The sequence below is a fragment of the Dysgonomonas sp. 37-18 genome (assembly GCF_001899125.1).
Lineage (GTDB): Bacteria > Bacteroidota > Bacteroidia > Bacteroidales > Dysgonomonadaceae > Dysgonomonas.
Window position 1 is genome coordinate 159,427 of record NZ_MKVC01000040.1, and the last position, 18,932, is coordinate 178,358.

The window sequence follows — 18,932 nt, forward strand, 5'->3', positions numbered from 1 at the left end:
TATAAAAAAAGTCTTACTATTTTGAGTAAGACTCTATATCATTCGGAGCATATATTACTTTACATTACTTGCTTTCAATCCTTTGATAACCGATGAAGTAAACCCCGCATGCTCCATTTCATTAAGTCCCTTTATTGTTATACCTCCGGCAGTGGTTACCTTATCAATCTCGGCTTCGGGATGGGAGCCATTTACCTCAAGCAGCTTCACTGCACCCAACAACGTCTGCATCACTATTTCTTTAGCCTGATTTGGATACAACCCCATCTCCACACCACCTTCCATCGCCGCTCTAATATAACGAAACGCGTAGGCTATACCGCACGATGCTAAGGATGTTGCTGCAGATAGTAACTTTTCATCGATTAATTCTGTTTTTCCTAATTCATTAAATATATCTACAATCTGTGATATATCTTCTTTTTGAGCATTCAGAGTAGAGACAAAAGTCATACTTTGTTTTTCGGCAATCGCTGTGTTTGGCATCACCCGAAAGATGCTTTTCCCGACTACCGACCAACTCGCTAACTGCTCTAATGAAATACCGGAAGCAACAGACACCAATATCTGAGCTGGATTTTTCAATCTATCTTTGTTTTGCAACAATACTTCCTCTATAAGCCATGGTTTAACTGCAACAATTACAATATCGGCTGTATCTAATGAATCGTACTCACTGGCGACTACATTTAAGCCTGAACCCGAGTCTTTCATCCGAGTAGCCGAAGCCGAGGTCTTCGTAACGACCGTTATATCCTGTGCTTTAAAAAGTAAGCCGGTAGACAATCCTCGAGCAATAGCTCCACCCATGTTTCCTCCGCCTATAATCGATATTTTCATATACTTATTTATTATAGTGTTTCTTTATATAGTCTTTATAATCTTCTTCCAATTTATCTATCTCATTTATGAGGAAATCATAGAAATTACCATCAAATATAATCCCTTCCTCTTTTATTCCATTTTCTAAAACAGTTATTATTCCTTCACTGTTTATATATGCCCTATAAAGATTTCCACTTCGTTTATAAAACATCTGTCCATAATCCCCATTGCCAGAACTTGCCGTCTCCTTGTATTTTTCATCATAAGTAAGCCATGATAGCATATCTTTATCTGAGGATAATCCATAAATAAACATTCCATACCCAAATTCCCATGCCGGAACTACATCATATTCTTGAGGTCTAGGCCAAATTTTCTCTTCTACTTCGAGTATTACAGCACCTAATGAGAGTAAAAACGTCTTTACTTCTTCGTTAAAACTTATCCCATAGGATCTTTCATAATCTTCAATTTGTTCTATTGTTGCCGGACTGTTTTTATAATTGTACCACATAAAATCATCGTTCAACAATTCTATACGGTCTAAAAAGTCATCTAATATAGCCATTCTTCGCTGTTAAGCTTCTTTTGTTGTAATTAAAAAATAGTTAATGTTTTACTCGTTATATTATTTCTTTATCACCATTTACTTTTTTTTGCATTCTCTATTTTAATGCCTGATTGATATCAGTAAAACGTAAAATTATCAAAAAATATTTCTTTTTTATCTAAAACACCTCCATTTACAAGATAATTATTTCATTTTCCTTACTTTTGCACAAATTCTAAATTATGCTCGATAGATTATTCAAGAAAAAAGACATTTCGGTTATACTTACAGAGCCTTCAGAAAACAAAGAAGGGCTTAGAAGAAGTCTGACTGCTACCAACCTTATAACCTTAGGAATTGGAGCCATTGTAGGCACAGGTATTTTTGTTATTACCGGTCAGGCAGCTTCAATGTATGCGGGCCCGGCTTTAACTATTTCTTTTGTTATATCAGCACTGGGATGTGTTATGGCTGGTTTATGCTATGCTGAGTTTGCCGCAATGATACCGGTATCAGGAGGAGTGTATTCCTACAGCTATACTACAATGGGCGAAGTATTAGCTTGGTTTGTAGGTTGGATTTTAGTTCTTGAATATCTTTTTGCATGCTCCAGCGTTGCTGTGGGATGGTCTGGTTACATGCTCAGCTTATTAAATGAATGGGGAATACATTTTCCCGAGCAAATAGCAGGAGCAACTTTCGATCACCTGAAAGACGGAAGCTGGGTGTGGACAGGGAAAATTATCAATTTTCCTGCTGTATTTATCGTAGCCATAGTTTCCGCATTTCTTATAGGAGGCATAAAGCAATCAGCTCTTGTCAATAATGTCATTGTTGTTATAAAAGTCGGTGTTATTCTATTATTCATAGGTTTTGGTTTATCATATATCGACACAAGCAACTGGGTGCCATATATCCCTGAAAATACAGGAGGGTATGGAAACTTCGGATGGACAGGAATCCTTCGTGGGGCTGCTGTTGTTTTTTATGCATATTTAGGTTTCGATGCCCTGTCTACTGCTGCGGGAGAGGCTCGTAATCCTCAAAAAGATATGCCAAAAGGTATCCTCATATCATTACTGATCTGTGCTGTTCTTTATATTGGTGTAACAACAGTATTGACAGGAATAGTAAATTATAAAGACCTCAACGTAGATGCACCCATCGCATTAGCGATCGACCGTGCAGGTGAAGGTCTGGCATGGCTGAGTCCCTTTATCAAGCTTGGAGCTATTGCCGGACTTAGTTCCGTAATCTTAGTTATGATGTTAGGACAATCGCGAATATATTATGCTATTTCAAAAGATGGTTTATTACCAAGTATCTTCTCTAAAGTAAGTCCTAAACATGGTGTTCCTCATAATGCAACTATATTCGCCAGTATTGTAACAGGGTTAATAGCGGGTCTATTTCCATTGCATGTACTCAGCGAATTGGTATCAATCGGTACGTTAATGGCATTCACTATAGTTTGTATATCAATTGTTATACTACGTAAAACTCAGCCAGACCTAAAGCGTCCATTCAAAACACCACTTGTACCATTTGTTCCACTCTTAGGTGCTGCTATATGTATCGTACAAATGGTATCTCTACCTTGGAGCACATGGGAAAGAATGATTGGCTGGACTATTCTAGGATTCATTATATATTTCACTTATGGCATTAAGCATAGTAAACTGAATAATAAGTAAGGCATTGTGCAGAAGGAGTAAGTTCGTACAATCCTCTCAGCACCAATATGCACCTTTAAGAAATTTAATTTCGACATTTACAATCATTTTGACACACAACTAATACAAAATATTTCAAAAAGTTATTATTTTTGTCAACACGCATAAAATATAACAACTTAATGAAAGAACAACTACTCCGCAAGAAGGATATTGCATCCATTCTCAAAGATTCCCTCCAAGAAAAGGGTGGGTTGAAAAGGACCTTATCGGTCAGGCATTTAATCGCCTTAGGCATAGGAGCGATCATAGGTACCGGAATATTCGTTCTTACAGGAACTGCTGCTGCAAACTATGCAGGCCCTGCGCTGACAATTTCTTTCATTATTTCTGCATTAGGATGCGCAATGGCCGGCCTTTGTTACGCGGAGTTTGCATCCATGATTCCCGTAGCAGGAAGTGCCTATTCTTACAGCTATTCTACATTAGGAGAATTCTTTGCCTGGTTTATAGGATGGGATCTAATACTCGAGTATCTGTTCACGGCCGGAACTGTAGCTGTTGGGTGGTCGGGATATTTTGTGAGTTTCCTCGACGACTTCGGATTGCATATACCAATGAATATGCGCCTAGCTCCATTCGATCACACCTCCGCCGGAGGTTGGGTCACAACCGGTAGCATTATAAACTTCCCGGCTATGTTTGTTGTGGCAGTTATGTCTGTACTGTTGATTCGGGGAATAAGTCAGTCTGCTACGTTAAACAACATCGTAGTTGTCGTTAAAGTTGTTGTTATACTATTATTTATAGGTTTTGGGCTATCATTTATAGACACTGCCAACTGGACACCTTACATTCCTCAAAATACAGGAGAATTTGGCCATTATGGTTGGAGCGGAATATTTCGTGGTGCAGGAGTTATCTTCTTTGCTTACATTGGATTTGATGCTGTATCAACAACTGCGCAAGAAGCCAAGAATCCACAAAAAGATATGCCCAAAGGAATACTGCTATCGTTACTTATATGTACTATCTTATACATTGCCGTTACGGTTGTGTTAACGGGAATAGTAAATTACAAAGAATTGAGTGTCCCTGCTCCCATCGCTCTAGCTATAGACAATGCGGGAGAAGGTCTTGTATGGCTGCGTATGCCAATCAAAATAGGTGCCATAGCAGGATTAAGCTCTGTTGTTTTGGTTATGATGCTTGCCCAATCACGTATATTCTATACTATATCCAGAGATGGGTTACTTCCTAAATTCTTTTCGAAAGTACATCCTAAGTATAGCACACCTCACAATTCAACGATTGTAACCTGTATTGCTGTTGGTCTTATAGCAGGGCTTCTACCGATAAATGTACTCGGGGAGCTTGTGTCTATCGGAACTTTAATGGCTTTCACGCTGGTATGTATATCAATAATAATTCTACGCAAAACGCGTCCGGATGTAGAGCGTCCATTCAAAACACCTCTTGTTCCTCTTGTTCCTATATTAGGCGTTCTAATATGTCTGTCACAGATGCTTGCCTTGCCTTTGGATACTTGGCTCAGGTTGATAGTATGGATGGTTATAGGTTTCGTTATTTACTTCACCTACGGAATTAAGCATAGTAAACTAAACAAGAGATAACATAAAAGAGGTTGTACCAAAAGTAAAATACTTTTATCATTATCCGTCTTGTCATTTTTAGTGTAATGGAGAATCTCGGCTATTGAGATACGAGATGTTTCACTTCATTCAAACTTGACTGGTGATAAAAAATATTTTCGGCACAACCTCTTTAATCTTTATAATTAGTAGGTTTATTACTTCAGCTCCTTAATTTTTACATTTTTAAACCACACTTCATCTCCATGATCCTGTAGTAAAATATTGCCTTCCGCTGCATTTCCAAAGTTAGCCCAGTTTGCGTATTTACTGTAAGCAACCAATGCATTCCATTCCTGACTGTTACGTTCATACTCAACAATTTTAACGCCATTCAACCAATGTTGAACTTTATTATCAATAACTACAACAGTAGCAGTGTTAAAACCATTCTTGATAAAAGGTTTATCTGCCGATGCAGGAATCAGATCATATAACGATCCTAAAGTTCTATTCCCTTTTACGCCCAATTTTGCATCCGGGTGCTTTTCATCATCAAGTATCTGGAACTCACAGCCAATTGCAGAACCCTCTCCTTTATTTAAATCAGGGTTTACAAAATATTTTATTCCACTGTTTGCTCCTTCTGTAATTTTAAAATCTACTTTCAGTATAAAATTCTTATACTTACGGGTAGTTACGATATCTCCGCCATTCGTTGATTCGCCGCCACCGCTTTTCAGTACTTTCAAAATACCATTATCTATTACCCAACCCTTATATGGGAAAGTACTAATTCGGGCTCCTTTCCATCCTTCTGTTGTTTTACCATCCCACAATAATTTCCATCCATCTCTTGTTTCCTGCTCGGTCAATACATTATCTTGAGCAAACAGAGACATCGTAAATAAACTTATAGCAACCGCTAATATATATTTCTTCATGTATGATATCTGATTTTATATTTTATAATATTGTTCCCAATCTTTGCGCGGAGGAATTCCGGTCAGCATTGCGTTGGCAAACGCATTATTTGTTATTTGTTTTGTTCTACTGTCGAAATAAAATTTCGTATTCAAGCGTTGAGCCATTACTCCTAAAGAGAAAACCTGACTTAATGGACCATGAATTTCAAACGGAGAACGAGTCTTTTCTACTCCTGTACATGCTAGCAAGAAGTTTGCGAAATGATTTGAAGGGCTCTTCGGTACTTCCGGCAATTTAGAAGCCATATCCCTAGCCTTGCTTTCCGGTATGATAGAAAGTGTAGTACCATGTGAAGCTCCTTTGAAAATCAAATCTTTACTATAAATAATCTTTCCCGGATTTAGAGACGTTTTCTTTATTTCACCTGCTCCCGAGGCAGGAATATTAGGGTCGAGAGCCGACTCTCCATATCCTTCAGGGATTGGAGGAAGGTTATCCACGCCATCGTACCATGTTATATCACAAGCCGGCATCTCACCTCTCGGACCAAATTTAAACTGAATAGTCGAAGATGTTGGGAAAAAATAATCATTGTGGCCTGTCAATTTCACGGGATTGATTTCATAAGGTAGTCCTAAATCCAGAAATTCATGTACAGTATCTAAAATATGAGCACCCCAATCCCCTAAAGCTCCCATACCAAAATCGTACCAGCAACGCCATTCTCCATAATGATATTTTTCGTTATAGTCATGGTACGGAACAGCACAATTCCAAGTCATCCAGTCTAGTGTGGACGGAATAGGTTGCGCCTCAGGCAGCTTATAAATATTGGTATCCCATGTATGCCATCTGCGGGGATTATTCATATGAGCTACTACAGAAGTTACGTCCTTTATTATACCTGCTTCCTGCCAAGCTTTGAATTGAAAGTAATTAGCTTCAGAGTGACCTTGATTTCCGACCTGAGTCACCACATTCGGATATTTACGGGCAGCTTTCATCATCAATTCAGCCTCATAGAAAGTGCGAGCCATTGGTTTCTCTACATACACATGCTTACCGTTAGCCATAGCCAACATTGTGATCGGGAAATGTGAATGATCGGGTGTAGCGATAGCAACAGCTTCAAACTCGTTTGCTATTTTGTCGAGCATCACCCTAAAGTCTTTAAACTGCTTTGCTTTAGGATATTTGCCCATCACTTTTTGGGTATGCTTCGCGCCCATATCTACATCACATAGAGCAACGACATTCACCAAGCCCGTTTTTTCAAAGTCATCGATTATCTGTTCGCCTCTATTACCTATACCTATATAAGCAATATTCACCTTGCGATTTGCTCCCGCTACTCTGCTATAACTTGCCGCATTCAATGGGTTCATCGTACCTACAGCGATACCGGCAGAGGTCATTGCAGCGGTTTTTAAGAAATTTCTGCGTGTTACCATGTATTATATATTTAGTTTTAATAGTCACCAAGTGTTATATAAATATGAGCTATACAAAATAAGGCATATATTTATTAAAATCAAAACGTGTGTGCGAACACACAGCTGCGAAATACTTGTAAAAAACTAATATTCAAGCATATAAAAAAAACAGGCTTACAACCTTATTTTTTATGTTTTATAACATAAAATCATTATTCAGCCACAAACTACATATCGCCCTACTATTTTATTAAAGTTAACAATAAGGGTTATCTAAACATTGATTAATAATGATCTTAAAGAAGCTATTCTTTTGCTATCTTAATCCAGGTTGCTTTTTTCCACAGCCATTCCAATGGCCCATGACGATGAGAACGAAGCCACCAATGACAAAAGAAAAACTGAATAAGGAATATTCCAATACCCATCAAGAAACATACAGTAATACCTGTGTATTTATAAAGACCTAATCCCCAATTGTAAAACAGGAAGCTACCTATCAAAGACTGCGACAGATAGTTTGTCAAACTCATGCGTCCATAAGGTGCTAATTGGTGAAGAATATTTTTAAACTTTGTCAAATAATAAACAAGTATTATTCCGGCAAACAATATTCCCGTAAAAGCAAGATTCGAAAGAGATTTAAGTATAAGGATAGAAGGAACAAGCAATGCATCCCGACTCACAAATTCAGGAAGAGTAGCAATCAAGCCATAAATTGGAAAAAATGCTATGACTGCTATAATAAATACTTTAATCCATAATTTTATATTTTTCTCGGAATAAAGAAATATTCTTCCACGTCCTATTAACATACCGATCATAAATAATCCTGCAGTTTGTGTAACCCTCCCATGTAATAACATCCACCCCATATTGGCAATATTACCTGTCCATATAGCTGTTTTGCACATTTCGAAGAAAGATCCTTCTTTCTGAGCTACATTGACTATCTCCCAATATGGAGCGTCAAACTGAGCATTAATCCCGGTATATTGGGGATTGAAGAGAGCATATATTATTTGTCCCCATTCAAAAGGTTGCAGAAGAAGAACAATAGCTATAGCCATTACCGTACGAGTAGAAAAACGACAAACTGCTATCAGCACATAACCGAGTAAAGCATAGAGCACTAATATTTCACCCGGAAATAAAGTAGAATTGATACACGCTATAAAAAACAGCAATACTAATCGCCAAGTAAACCGTCCACGAAAATCTTTTCTTTTTTCTTTTTGTGAATTGTCTTGAATAAAAAAACTGAAGCCAAAAAGTAATGCAAAAATACAATAAGCCTTACCGGAAAAAGTAAAAAATATACTATCCCAAATTATTCTATCGGTAAACATCATAAAATTTGATGTTTCCTCCGGAAAACTATAGAGACTAAAACGTTCAATAAAGTGAATAAGGGTAATTCCCATTACAGCGAAACCGCGCAATACATCTGCGATCTCAATACGATTATTACTGATTAGAGTAGTAGATACGGGCATTTTTTAAGATTTAAATGTTAAGATACTCTTCTATTTTGAGATGCAAATCTAACATAAACCTTTTATGTAACCTAAAAAACACGACTTATCTCATCAGAATCTTTATTTTCTTAAATTTGTTATAATGTAGTATCATCTGCTAATTTATACTCATTATTAAAATCGATAACTTTTAGATGTTGTGCTTCATAACCTTTCTAATATGCAGAGAAGATTGTATTGCCAAAACAAATGATTAGAGTTTAGAGTTTAATAATAGACAACTCAGTAAGAAAAAAGAATTATCAATAAAAAAATGAAACTGACTTATATTTTTCATAGCGGTTATGCAATAGAAGGTAATGATTTTACGATCATTATAGATTATTACAAAGACTCGTCTGATATATCCGGCGAAGGTATCGTTTACAAAGAACTTCTGAAAAAAAAGGAAAAGATATATGTCCTCTGTACTCATTCACACCACGACCATTTCAACAAAGAAATACTAAAATGGAAATGGGAACACCCGAATGTTATTTATATCTTTTCGAAAGACATCTTAAAATACAGGAAAGCTAAAAAGAGGGATGCTATATACCTTGACAAATCGGATACATACAGTGACGAAACACTCTCGATTGAAGCTTTTGGTTCTACCGACTTAGGCATTTCTTTTTTGATAAATATAGAAGGAAAAATCATCTTTCATGCAGGAGACTTGAATAACTGGCATTGGAATGAAGAGTCTACTAAAGAAGAGATAGATGAAGCGGAGGACTTTTATCAGAAAGAACTGAATTTAGTAATCGACAAAGTTAAACATCTCGACTTAGCCATGTTTCCTGTAGATCCCAGGTTGGGGAAAGATTATATGAAAGGTGCTGAACAATTTTTAGATGCTATACAAACAAACCTTTTTGCACCAATGCACTTTGGAGAAGCTTATGATAAGGCAAACGCATTTGCTGAATATGCAGAAAGCAAAGGTTGTAAGTTTATAAAGTGGCAGCACACAGGGGAAAGCTTCGAATTTTGACATCAACAAAATATATTCAATTTATGGCGTAATTTATTCTATTTTCATTAGATTTGTACATAACAATGCTACTGTACAAAACATTTGGATACAATAGGTAAATCCATTACATTATGAAAAATATAATATCTCTATTATCGTTATCACTGACATTCTTATTTGCTTCTGCACAAGAGGGTCATAAGCTTAATGCCGGGATAGATATGTCTTGGGGAATGCATTATTTCAACAGTGAGAAGAACAACCCCACAGCTGTTGGTGGTAGCATAGGATACGAGTATGATTTTATCTTTTTCTTCGGAGTAGAAGCCGGATTTCGTTTTGGTGGATTCAATCAAAAGGTAGGTTACACAGATCCTAATATAGGACAAGGAGGGATAGGTGAAACCAACGGAGATTTCAAAGACATATACAGAGGCACATATTGGGCACCCTATATTGCCCCCAAATTATATTTCCCGATAGGTTATGACGACAAGAGAGATCGAGCTCAGTATCTGTATCTTGAGAATAGATTATCGTATACCCGAATGAATCTCAATCTGGACAAGATAACCAACATGGAGGGATCTGCTCACAAATACAGACTTCAGTACGAGATTAGGGCTGGCTATCAATTTCCTGTAACAGAAAGATGGGCTATTAACTGTTGGTTAGGCTATAATACTTTCGATTTCTCAAAAGTTAAACCGGAAGCTATTAAATCCAAAAACTCTACACCTATACAAATAGGAATAGGATTTAATTACATTATAAAACAATGACAAGCCATGCTACGAAATGCCTCCCTGCTGATTTTTCTGTCGTTTTGTTTGTTATCTATACAAGCACAACAGAATAAAATAACCAGTATTCTTGAAATACTGAATATCGAGACAGGTGAGCGAACCACAGTAAAAGAATTCCCTTATCTGATAGAAGCGCCAAACTGGACTTATGACGGACAATGGCTTATTCATAATAGCGGAGGTAAACTTTGGAAGCTCTCCCCTGCCACTCCTGATGAGCCACAAGAAATACACACAGGTTTTGCAACCAATTGCAACAACGACCATGTATTGTCTTTCGACGGAAAACAAATAGCAATCAGCCACGGCACAAAAGAAGATGGGCTGTCACGCATCTATACATTACCCATTGGCGGTGGAGATCCTCAACTCATAACCCCATTAGCACCAAGTTACCTACATGGCTGGAGTCCTGATGGAATATACCTAACTTATTGTGCCGAAAGAAAAGGCAATTATGATGTTTATTCTATTCCGGCTAAAGGTGGTGTAGAAAAACGACTCACACATTCGGACGGTTTGGATGATGGTCCGGAATACTCGCCCGATGGAAATTATATTTGGTTCAATTCAGTGCGCACAGGCCTAATGCAGATATGGCGAATGAAAGCTGACGGAACGGAGCAAACTCAAATGACATTTGACGAAACACGTAACTCTTGGTTTCCACATATATCACCCAATGGTGAGCTTGTTGTATTTATTACATATTACAAAGATGATCTAAAGCCCGATGAACACTTGCCTAATAAGAATGTAGAATTACGAATCATGCCGACTAATGGAGGAGAATCTAAAACATTGGCAAAACTATTTGGAGGGCAGGGTACTATAAATGTTAATTCATGGTCACCCGATAGTAAATATATCGTCTTTGTAAGTTATCGTCTAAACAATTAATAATAAAATGAATTATAATCCCGAACCGGAGAAAGTTACCAGTATACTCGAAATATTCGACATCTCTACAAACAAAAGTATATTAATAAAAGAATTTCCTTATCTCATAGAAGCTCCCGACTGGACGTCTGATGGAAAATGGCTCATATATAACAGTGAGGGATTAATATATAAACTATCTGCATCGGGAGGCGAACCGCAATTAATAGATACCGGCTTTGCAAACCAATGTAATAATGACCATCTCGTTTCTCCCGATGGCAAGTGGCTTGCAGTAAGCCATCGTTCATTGCCTCAAGGGAGACCTACTGTTTTTATACTGCCCGCCGAAGGTGGTACTCCCAGACAAGTGACACCATCAGCTCCGAGTTATCTGCACGGGTGGAGTCCTGATGGAAAATCACTGACGTATTGCGCAAACCGAGAAGGAGAAATGGATGTATATACTATAAATATAGATGGAACGAATGAAACTCGTCTTACTTTCTCGGAAGGATTGAATGACGGGCCGGAATACACACCTGATGGTAAATACATCTGGTTCAACTCAGTCCGTACCGGATTGATGCAACTATGGAGAATGAAAACAGACGGTTCGGAACAGACTCAAATGACTTTTGATGAAGATAGCAACTCATGGTTTCCTCATATCTCACCCGATGGCAAACATGTAGTTTATATAGCATACAAAAAAGGTGATCTTGAACCTCACGAGCATCTACGCTACAAAAATATAGAGATTCGCATAATGCCGGCTACAGGAGGCAAACCTCAGACATTAATAAAAGTTTTTGGAGGTCAAGGAACATTCAATGTCAATTCTTGGTCGCCAGACAGTAAACAGTTTGCTTATGTAAGATACAAGACAGAACTTAACTCTAAATAACTAATATGAAATCTATTAAACTTTTATTACTTGCAATACTACTTTCTACAGGGAATTATATTGCAGCTCAAAGCTCTCCATTGTCTTTTACTATAAATGCCGGAGGAAGTCTTTCCGATATGCGGGTAAAGGGTAGTTCTACCGATTCCAAATATGGATTTCGAGGAGGGGTAGGCCTGGAAATGAATCTCCCTAATAATTTATTTTTGCAAACAGGATTGGATTTTGCTATGAAAGGAGCAAATTCGAATTCAATGGCAGTCGGAGATATTAACGGAGATAGCTATTCTCCTGATTTTTATATGGCGGAAGAAAAGGTGAGAGCTTCATATCTTGTCTTACCTATTAAAGCGGGCTACAGACTGAATGTTTCAAGGGCGGTACGCCTCAATTTTACTTTTGGACCATATCTTGCCTACGGTATTGGTGGAAAATATAAAGCAAAAGAAGCTCTAAAAATGGCTCTACCGGGGGATCGTGAATTATCGAATGGTACTTATACCGAATATTCAGAGTTTGAATATGACACTTTTTCAAGCGAAACACTGAAACGCTTCGACATGGGCTTAGCCGGATCTGCAGGAGTAGAATGTAAACGTATATTACTGAACTTTGGTTACGAACATGGTTTGATCAATTACTCCAGAGGCAGTTCTTCGTCATATAACAGGGCTTTGTTTTTAACTTTAGGTTATCGGATATTTTGAATTCAGAAATAATACAAGACTAGGATTTGATTAAAAATATTTTTTGATTTATAAGATTCAATGCTGTATAATTATTTTATAGATTTGTAGATTAATAATTACACCAGAACAGATGGAAAACATTAAAGCTCAGTACTGGAAATATTCTCTTATAATACTTATTCTTTTCATAGGCGTTGTCCTGTTCCGAGAACTTGCACCATTTATGAGTGGGGTACTAGGAGCATCTACCATCTATGTTATGGTAAGAGGGCAAATGAGATACCTTACGCAGAAAAAGAATTTGGGACGGGCTTTGTCTGCTATTCTTATTGTTATCGAGGCAATATTATGTTTTCTTATCCCCATTTCTGTGGCAGTATGGTTATTAGTAGGAGAACTGAACAATATAAATCTTGACCCGTCGTCTTACATATCAGGAATACAGCATTTCAATGAGTTAATTCAACAAAAGACAGGGTATAATGTACTCAGTTCAGAAAATTTGATAAGTGCAGCATCTTATTTACCTAAAATAGGCCAGATATTACTAGATAGCGTCAGCAGTTTTATCATCAATTCTCTGGTACTTGTCTTTGTGCTTTATTTTATGCTAATCGGTGGTGAACGAATGGAGAAATATCTTTTCTCACTCCTTCCTTTCGATGATGATAATAAAAAGAGCGTTATACATTCTGTAAAAATGATGGTTACATCAAATGCTATCGGAATACCTTTATTAGCTATAATACAAGGCGTTGTTGCCACAATCGGATACATTATATTTGATGCGCCCAGCCCTATTCTTTTCGGATTCCTTACATGTTTTGCCACAATTATACCATTAATTGGTACATCACTGATATGGTTCCCGTTGGCTGTCTATTTAGCACTAACCGGCGATTGGTTTAATGCTATTGGCTTAGCTATATATGCTCTGATCGTAATATCCAACTCCGACAATCTGATCCGTTTTATATTGCAAAAGAAAATGGCCGATACGCATCCATTAATAACTGTATTCGGAGTTATAATCGGTCTTACATTATTTGGTTTTTGGGGTGTAATATTCGGTCCTTTACTGCTTTCCGTATTTATCCTTTGCATTGATATATTCAAGAGAGAGTATTTAGATGAAAAAGACACTGCAATGACTATTGACGACTATAAAGATGATGAAAACCTAAATTAATAAATATGAAAAGAACTTTTTTATTTACCATTACTTTAATCATATCAATGGTATATATCCATGCACAACAGGCATTGGGTGAGGGTTCGGACATTACGTCCCCGGAAGTGCACAGTAATAATACTGTTACATTCCGTCTATATGCTCCGAATGCAAACACGGTAGAAATAACCGGAGATTGGATTCCTCGAGATAATTGGAAGCCGGGAATGGTAAGCCTCACTAAAGACGCAAAAGGACTTTGGTCTTACACGACAGAAGCTTTACCTTCTGATCTTTATAGCTATTCATTCTTTGTAAACGGAGTAGAAACAAAAGACCCTAATAATGTATATCTCAACAGAGATGTAGCTACTGTATCTAATATATTTATAGTAGGTAACGGCAACGGAGATCTGTATAAAGTGCAAAACGTACCTCATGGTTCGGTTACTCGTCGTTGGTACGACTCTCCCGGAAATAATAAAACACGCCGTATTACAATCTATACTCCTCCGGGATATGAAACAGGTAAAGATAAATACCCTGTTTTATATTTACTACATGGAATGGGTGGAGATGAAGAAGCATGGATGGCTCTGGGGCGAACTTCACAGATCGTAGATAATCTTATTGCTCAAGGCAAAGCTAAACCGATGCTTATCGTGATGTCGAACGGGAATGTATCTCAAGAGGCTGCTCCCGGAGAATCTAGTCTGGGATTCTACAAACCCGTATTCCAGTTACCTCAAACCATGGATGGAAAGATGGAAGAAACATTTCCTGATATAATAAAATTCATAGAAAGCAATTATCGCGTCTACACAGACCGTTCGGAACGTGCTATAGCCGGTTTATCAATGGGAGGATATCATTCGCTGCATATCTCACGATATTATCCGAATACATTCGACTACATTGGCTTGTTTTCTCCTGCGATAAATCCGCCAAATAAGAATTCAAAAGTTTATGAAGATATTGATGGAACACTATCAGGACAAATAAATAATGGCTATAAACTTTATTGGATAGGAATAGGAAAGACAGACTTTTTATATAAAGATGTAGAAGCATTCAGAGCCAAACTTGATAATATGGGAGCTAAATACACTTATGTAGAATCTGAGGGTGGACACACTTGGAGCAACTGGCGTGTATACTTATCAGAATTTTTGCCATTACTATTTAAGTAATTAAAATATAATATAAGTGACGGCTGTAAAAGATGAGATATCAACTTCTTTTGCAGCCGTTCGACTTTTTTACCCACACGGAAAAACAATCCTCTTTAACTGCAAATTCTCCATAACCATACTTATCTATAAGTATATCATATTCTACATTCCGGGTTAAATCAGACCAAACTTCGCCACCTCGGTGAATGCCAACATTCATCATTTTACTCCCATCTTCACCATTGGATATGAGTAAAGCCAGACCTGAATCTAAATGATCTGTATCACCCAGTCTCACAAAACCAACAATAGCTGCATGATCGAAATAATCAACCTGATGACCGTATGCATATTTATGTCTGGCTTTTAGTAGTGTATCTATCGTTTTTCGATGATTAGATATTTTACCATTCACACCATAATAGTCTCCATAAAAAATACATGGATACCCGTCTTTCATTAATAATATCAAGGCGTATGCCGATGGCTTGAACCAATCTTCAACCTCAGACTCTAACGAACTTCCTTTCTGCGAATCGTGATTATCAACAAAAGTCACACCTAACTCAGGATGCATAACCGACAAAGAGTCTTTCAATAGATTTCTCATATCATACTCCTTTTTCTTTCTGGAAGCATCGTACAGACTATAGTGTAAAGGCACATCGAAAAGATCGATGCTCTTATCCACTGCTTCTAAATAGTTATTTAAAGTATCTACATTACCACTCCAATATTCGCCTACCGCATAGAAATCTTCGCCTCTATTCATTCTAACCCACTGGATAAACTGTTTGATAAACTTATCGTCCATATGTTTAATGGCATCCAAACGCATCCCATCAAGATTCAGTTCGTTAGCAACCCAGATTCCCCAACGATTGAGTTCGGTAATGACCGCGGGATGATTCAAATCCAGATCGTTGTACATCAAGAAATCATAATTCCCGTGTTCTAAATCTACCCCTCTACTCCAATTCTTATTTTCACCTATAATTCGAAAAATACCGCTTCTCCTTTTTATATCATCGAACCCGACACCCGAAAAGTGATACCAATGCCACTTGAAACTAGAATATTTATCTGCGCGTCCCCAAAAATCATACCCCGTCCAAGCCTGTATCTCAAAATCATCAGAAATGTCACGATTTCTTTCTTCAGGATCTACTTCTCTAACTGTAAACTTTTCAGTATAATCCCCCTCTGCCTTATGATTCATCACAGCATCAAGGTATACAGAAATATTATATTTATGCAGCTCGGCAATCATAGACTTCAACTCTTCCCTCGTTCCATATTTTGTCCTTACCGTATTATTTTGATAGAACTCTCCCAAATCAAAGAGATCATACGTCGCATACCCCTCATCTTGTTGTTCATCAGCTTTGTAGGCAGGAGGTATCCAAACAGCAGTAATACCAATTTCATGTAGATGCCCGGCATCTGCACAAAGTTGCTTCCACAGTTTACCGTCATTTGGTAAGTTCCATTCGAAGTATTGCATCATCACTCCGTTTTTCATAATCTACGATAGCTTTGATTTCTTTATTCTACAAAAGTAGATTATTTTTCAAAAGCTTAGGACATCCCCCCATTCTAATGATTAAAATAGAACGTATTTTTCAATAAAAATAGCAGCAAGTAAATTTACTTGCTGCTATTTCATCCTATATCTTATATCTTTATTATGGTGTATTAATACCGTTTAATTCAGCTTGTTTTATTGCCCACGCCAGTGCATTTGCAAAGAAAATTGAATTACAAACAGAATACATCATATTCATCCTAGAATCGATTTTATTTATGCCAAATCTAAATCTTTCAATTGGAAGCAATGTCCCGACTTCAAGTCTGAATGGCATTTTATCAGGACTGACAGGTATTGCTGGAACATAAGAGAAAAAGCCACCATCTCCTACATATATAAAATTTAGTTTTTTGTGCTTAAATGCTGTTACCGACTCAGTTTCATTTACAATTAACTCTCTAGTTGGAGTAAAACCATAACTATAAACGTCTATTTTATCGGAAGGGATTCCCTCCAATCCGCAAGTTGGAGACAAATCCTTACCCCAGTATAGTGTTCTCACATCACCAAATGGACCATTTAATATTTCATCATTTACCATTCCAAATTTATAAATAACTCCACCATTATGCATCCTTCTTTGGTAAATAGTCGTTTTACCAAATACAGCTCTCATTATATTGCCAACAGATCCTGCATCCTCACCACCATCACCATCGCTAAAGAGTAACACTACTCCTTTTTTGTTTATATAATCAGAGAGATATCCTGCTTGTTCTGCGCGAATATGAGTTACCCTGCCAATAATAACAATATCCGGTTTAGCATCTAATAGTGACTCTAAGGTTGCAGCCGGGGGAATTGAATCTGAAATAGATGTAATCTCAAATCCTTCTGAAGCTACAATACTGCTGGTAAGGGTTCCAAATGCCCGAGGATTATTCATTAAAACGTTCCCTCCTGATTGGTAATTAGCGACGTTGTTGATCCCTTGCCCTAAAGCTAATATTCTCTTTTTAGGGATCGATGTTGCAATAGTAGCTTCGCATATTGCCGCCGACTTCGTACTATTGGAAGTAATAGTCATCAACTTTTTTTTTGTATTGGTCGGTATCCCTGTGCCTATCAACCGGACTGTCTGATTAACAGATGTCAATAACCCTTCTCCACTAAACGAAATTCCATCAACTTCATTCGTTCTGAGGACATAAGTTGAACCAAGAGCCTCGCTATCAACCTTTAATGGTACATCTATGTAATGTTGACTAGCTATTAGAGAATAATTAACCTTATACACTCCCCCCACTTTAATATCTAAGCAGTTCATTAAGAATGAAGCTTTTTTTGAAGAATCAATAACATCTATATATTTTTCACATCCGGTTATTTCTTTACCATTAATATTTACTTTCATTAAATCCCCTGAAGTACCTGTCGTATGCTTGTTTGGAGTACCTGCACCGGGAACTGAGACATAATAATATCCGGTTGTTAAAAAGATTCCGCTCGTTGTAAAATAATAGCCATTGTCTTTATCTGATTTTGCAGAAATCGTATACCCACCGGGCTTAGTCACATGTAGAGGAATATTCATATAGTTTTCACTTTTTAGGGATACTCCATTCTGATATTGACCTAGAAAGAGTAAAGAATCACAGTTACCTAAAACTGCAATGGCATTTCCCATTTTATATTGGAAACAATTCCACTGATTACCATCCCATTGATTAAGACCTCGGCACAGATCTTGACTTGCATCTTCTGTCAAATTATAAACAATAAGCCCGATATGCGCAATCTTAGCATCTTTATAAGCTTGGTTATTCAAATCCACTTCATCTTGTGTAGCAAAAGGAAGTAGTTGATCCTTTTTTTTCAATTCGACTCGAGGCAACAACAGCCCACCCTTCTCGGACGTTACCCCACCCAAATCATTTAAGCTTTGAGATGTCTTATCTCTAATTTGCAAAGTTGCATACTTTTCAGCAGGTTCTCCTGCTCCTATAGTTACCTGAGAATAAATCTCCGTCATCCCTCCTGTAATATACAACAGAAAGAATAACAAAATTGATAGTTTTGTTTTCATAAGTTAATTAAATTAGTACAGTAGCAACTACAACTTTTCGAACAAAAAGTTGAAATAAATAGATTATATTTCTAATAGGATAAGTTAATTACTGTGCTATATATTTGTCTTCTCTATATTATGTTGTTTTGTATCGGATGCGAAATTAAGACATTTAGCAGACTTTTACAAATGTATTTATAAGAAAAGGATGAACAG

The 18,932-nt window shown here is 37.2% G+C and carries 15 protein-coding genes and 1 pseudogene; 9 read left to right on the plus strand and 7 right to left on the minus strand.

Annotated features, from left to right (window positions below):
• Positions 1 to 54: 54 nt before the first annotated feature.
• A complete protein-coding gene (gene proC, locus BGO84_RS14925) occupies positions 55 to 840 on the minus strand; it encodes a pyrroline-5-carboxylate reductase (protein ID WP_291030376.1) in 786 nt (261 codons plus the stop codon).
• Between the two features lie 4 nt (positions 841 to 844).
• Positions 845 to 1,393, minus strand: a complete 549-nt coding sequence (locus BGO84_RS14930) for a hypothetical protein (protein WP_291030378.1) — start codon at positions 1,391 to 1,393, stop codon at positions 845 to 847.
• Between the two features lie 224 nt (positions 1,394 to 1,617).
• Here BGO84_RS14930 and BGO84_RS14935 point away from each other — a divergent pair, with 224 nt between their 5' ends.
• Entirely contained in the window at positions 1,618 to 3,069 is a 1,452-nt protein-coding gene (locus BGO84_RS14935) for an amino acid permease (protein ID WP_291030380.1), read from the plus strand.
• Positions 3,070 to 3,230: 161 nt separating this feature from the next.
• Positions 3,231 to 4,682: an amino acid permease gene (locus tag BGO84_RS14940; RefSeq protein WP_291030382.1), complete on the plus strand. Its 1,452-nt coding sequence runs from the start codon at positions 3,231 to 3,233 to the stop codon at positions 4,680 to 4,682.
• A gap of 176 nt (positions 4,683 to 4,858) precedes the next feature.
• Here BGO84_RS14940 and BGO84_RS14945 read toward each other — a convergent pair.
• The 3 genes and pseudogenes from BGO84_RS14945 to BGO84_RS14955 form a co-directional block, all read right to left on the minus strand.
• Positions 4,859 to 5,542: pseudogene (locus BGO84_RS14945) on the minus strand (DUF1080 domain-containing protein); the annotation flags it as partial.
• A 57-nt stretch (positions 5,543 to 5,599) separates the two neighbouring features.
• Entirely contained in the window at positions 5,600 to 7,018 is a 1,419-nt protein-coding gene (locus BGO84_RS14950) for a Gfo/Idh/MocA family oxidoreductase (RefSeq protein ID WP_283686440.1), read from the minus strand.
• A gap of 287 nt (positions 7,019 to 7,305) precedes the next feature.
• Positions 7,306 to 8,496 (minus strand): DUF418 domain-containing protein, encoded by a 1,191-nt coding sequence (locus BGO84_RS14955; protein WP_291030384.1) that lies wholly within the window; start codon positions 8,494 to 8,496, stop codon positions 7,306 to 7,308.
• 295 nt (positions 8,497 to 8,791) lie between these two features.
• Between BGO84_RS14955 and BGO84_RS14960 the strand changes: the two genes are divergently transcribed.
• The 7 genes from BGO84_RS14960 (at position 8,792) to BGO84_RS14990 (ending at position 15,138) form a co-directional block, all read left to right on the plus strand.
• Positions 8,792 to 9,514 carry an MBL fold metallo-hydrolase gene (locus tag BGO84_RS14960; RefSeq protein ID WP_291030386.1) on the plus strand — a complete coding sequence of 241 codons (723 nt, stop codon included), beginning with the start codon at positions 8,792 to 8,794 and terminating at the stop codon, positions 9,512 to 9,514.
• Positions 9,515 to 9,627: 113 nt separating this feature from the next.
• A complete protein-coding gene (locus tag BGO84_RS14965) occupies positions 9,628 to 10,278 on the plus strand; it encodes an outer membrane beta-barrel protein (protein ID WP_291030388.1) in 651 nt (216 codons plus the stop codon).
• A 6-nt stretch (positions 10,279 to 10,284) separates the two neighbouring features.
• Positions 10,285 to 11,202: a transporter gene (locus BGO84_RS14970; protein WP_291030390.1), complete on the plus strand. Its 918-nt coding sequence runs from the start codon at positions 10,285 to 10,287 to the stop codon at positions 11,200 to 11,202.
• A gap of 7 nt (positions 11,203 to 11,209) precedes the next feature.
• Entirely contained in the window at positions 11,210 to 12,088 is an 879-nt protein-coding gene (locus BGO84_RS14975; RefSeq protein ID WP_291030392.1) for a transporter, read from the plus strand.
• 5 nt (positions 12,089 to 12,093) lie between these two features.
• Positions 12,094 to 12,795, plus strand: coding sequence for a porin family protein (locus BGO84_RS14980; RefSeq protein ID WP_291030394.1), 702 nt, complete (start codon positions 12,094 to 12,096; stop codon positions 12,793 to 12,795).
• Between the two features lie 112 nt (positions 12,796 to 12,907).
• Entirely contained in the window at positions 12,908 to 13,966 is a 1,059-nt protein-coding gene (locus tag BGO84_RS14985; RefSeq protein ID WP_291030396.1) for an AI-2E family transporter, read from the plus strand.
• 5 nt (positions 13,967 to 13,971) lie between these two features.
• On the plus strand, positions 13,972 to 15,138 hold the full coding sequence (locus tag BGO84_RS14990; protein WP_291030398.1) for an esterase: 1,167 nt from the start codon (positions 13,972 to 13,974) through the stop codon (positions 15,136 to 15,138).
• Positions 15,139 to 15,178: 40 nt separating this feature from the next.
• Here the strand turns inward: BGO84_RS14990 and BGO84_RS14995 are convergent, their stop codons facing one another.
• Positions 15,179 to 16,642 carry an alpha-amylase gene (locus BGO84_RS14995; protein WP_291030400.1) on the minus strand — a complete coding sequence of 488 codons (1,464 nt, stop codon included), beginning with the start codon at positions 16,640 to 16,642 and terminating at the stop codon, positions 15,179 to 15,181.
• Positions 16,643 to 16,805: 163 nt separating this feature from the next.
• The gene (locus tag BGO84_RS15000) at positions 16,806 to 18,734 is read right to left on the minus strand and encodes a hypothetical protein (protein ID WP_291030402.1); all 1,929 of its coding nucleotides are present in this window, start codon (positions 18,732 to 18,734) and stop codon (positions 16,806 to 16,808) included.
• Positions 18,735 to 18,932: the final 198 nt, after the last annotated feature.

Excerpts from the sequence above, each read along its gene's own strand:
- BGO84_RS14975 (WP_291030392.1), top strand. The coding sequence starts at position 11,210 with ATGAATTATAATCCCGAACCGGAGAAAGTTACCAGTATACTCGAAATA.
- BGO84_RS14940 (WP_291030382.1), top strand. The coding sequence starts at position 3,231 with ATGAAAGAACAACTACTCCGCAAGAAGGATATTGCATCCATTCTCAAA.
- proC (WP_291030376.1), bottom strand. The coding sequence starts at position 840 with ATGAAAATATCGATTATAGGCGGAGGAAACATGGGTGGAGCTATTGCT.
- BGO84_RS14955 (WP_291030384.1), bottom strand. The coding sequence starts at position 8,496 with ATGCCCGTATCTACTACTCTAATCAGTAATAATCGTATTGAGATCGCA.
- BGO84_RS14960 (WP_291030386.1), top strand. The coding sequence starts at position 8,792 with ATGAAACTGACTTATATTTTTCATAGCGGTTATGCAATAGAAGGTAAT.
- BGO84_RS14985 (WP_291030396.1), top strand. The coding sequence starts at position 12,908 with ATGGAAAACATTAAAGCTCAGTACTGGAAATATTCTCTTATAATACTT.
- BGO84_RS14935 (WP_291030380.1), top strand. The coding sequence starts at position 1,618 with ATGCTCGATAGATTATTCAAGAAAAAAGACATTTCGGTTATACTTACA.
- BGO84_RS15000 (WP_291030402.1), bottom strand. The coding sequence starts at position 18,734 with ATGAAAACAAAACTATCAATTTTGTTATTCTTTCTGTTGTATATTACA.
- BGO84_RS14995 (WP_291030400.1), bottom strand. The coding sequence starts at position 16,642 with ATGAAAAACGGAGTGATGATGCAATACTTCGAATGGAACTTACCAAAT.
- BGO84_RS14950 (WP_283686440.1), bottom strand. The coding sequence starts at position 7,018 with ATGGTAACACGCAGAAATTTCTTAAAAACCGCTGCAATGACCTCTGCC.
- BGO84_RS14970 (WP_291030390.1), top strand. The coding sequence starts at position 10,285 with ATGCTACGAAATGCCTCCCTGCTGATTTTTCTGTCGTTTTGTTTGTTA.
- BGO84_RS14990 (WP_291030398.1), top strand. The coding sequence starts at position 13,972 with ATGAAAAGAACTTTTTTATTTACCATTACTTTAATCATATCAATGGTA.
- BGO84_RS14930 (WP_291030378.1), bottom strand. The coding sequence starts at position 1,393 with ATGGCTATATTAGATGACTTTTTAGACCGTATAGAATTGTTGAACGAT.
- BGO84_RS14980 (WP_291030394.1), top strand. The coding sequence starts at position 12,094 with ATGAAATCTATTAAACTTTTATTACTTGCAATACTACTTTCTACAGGG.
- BGO84_RS14965 (WP_291030388.1), top strand. The coding sequence starts at position 9,628 with ATGAAAAATATAATATCTCTATTATCGTTATCACTGACATTCTTATTT.